Origin of the sequence: Variovorax glucosi (assembly GCF_051216695.1) — a bacterium.
Classification (GTDB): domain Bacteria; phylum Pseudomonadota; class Gammaproteobacteria; order Burkholderiales; family Burkholderiaceae_C; genus Variovorax.
The window spans coordinates 1-1357 of the sequence record NZ_JBPJZE010000126.1; the positions used below are offsets into that span (position 1 = coordinate 1).

Sequence of the window (1357 nt, forward strand, 5' to 3'; positions counted from 1 at the left end):
AGCTTGCCGTTGTCGTAGACGTTGATGCTCGACACCTGCTTCGGGTCGGCCTTGCCAAGGTACTCCGGCTTGCTGTCGTCGGTCTTTGCGCCAGCGCCCAGTTCCCCCTGCACGGCGCCTTCGTTGTCCAGCACCTTGATCGAGGAAGCGTCCAGTACCGGCGGCGGCGTGGTGTCCACGGTAACCATCAGGTCGCCCGAACGCGGGCTCTCGTTGCCGGCCTGATCGGTCAGCGTGTAGCTCAGCCGGTGCTCGCCCTCGCCAAGCGGGGCACTCGGCGTCAGCGTGCCGGCGGCTCGGTCATAGACCGCGGGAACCTTCACGCCGTCGATATACAGCGACGGGGTCAGGCCATCCTCTACCTGGCCAACGTTGATGCCGGGCGTGGTGTCGTTCGTGCTCGCGGCGGTGCTCTTGGCGTTCTCGGCCGGGCCAACGTTGTCGGCATAGCTCGTCGCGGCAGCCGGAGATGGCGGAGCGCTCGTGTCGACGGTGACGATGAGTGCCGGCGACTGCGCGCTCTCGTTGCCCACCGGGTCGAGGGCCGTGGCGGTGAACCGGTGCACCCCCTCCTTCAGCGGTGTGTTCGCTCCGGTGAAGGCGAATTTCCAGCTGCCATCGGCTTCGACGGTCGTGCTGCCGATGGCGATGCCGTTGTCGTAGATCCTGATCTTGTCGCCCGGCGTCGCACCGCTTCCGGCGAACGTGGGGGTGGTGTCGTCGGTGAAGCCGCCGTTGGCGAGCGGGCCCCGCACCGAGCCGGCGTCGTCCATGACCTCGGCGATGGACGGCACGGCCGGCGGGGACGCGTCGATGGTCAACGCAAGGGCGGCCTTGCTGTTGGTGCCGGCGGCGTTCACCGCGGTGGCCGTGTACTGATGCGCTCCTTCGCTCTGCACTGGCAGCGCGAGGCGCCAGTTGCCGCTGGCATCCGCCTTGGTGGAGCCGAGAACGTTCGCGCCCTCCGTGACAGTCACGACGGCGCCTGCCGTGGTCTTGCCCTCGAGCGTCGGGCTGGTTTCGTCGGTGAATCCGTCGGGGAATGTCTTTGGCTGGCGCCCGGGCGCCAGCTTGAGGCTGACGGGCACGCCCGTGGTGTCGACCTTGAAGTCCAGCGGCGCACCAGCGGCGCTGGTATTGCCCGCTGCATCGGTGGCCGTCTGCGTGATGCTGTGCGCGCCCTCGCCCAGCGTCGTGCCGAGCTTGACGCTCCAGCTGCCGCTGGCATCGACCGTCGCGCTGCCGATGACGCTGCCGTTGTCGAAGACCTTGATGACATCGCCCGGCGCTGCGCCGCTCCCGCCGAACGTGGGCATGGTGTCGTCAGTGGTGCCGCCGTTGGCGAGCGGGCCTCGCA

At 68.6% G+C, this 1357-nt stretch carries 1 protein-coding gene; it reads right to left on the bottom strand.

Features of this window, described 5'->3' with window-relative positions; genetic code table 11:
• Positions 1 to 1316 (bottom strand): Ig-like domain-containing protein (locus ACSFA3_RS23500; RefSeq protein WP_435507832.1); only part of this gene is annotated, 1316 nt, incomplete at its 3' end.
• Between the last annotated feature and the right edge of the window lie 41 nt (positions 1317 to 1357).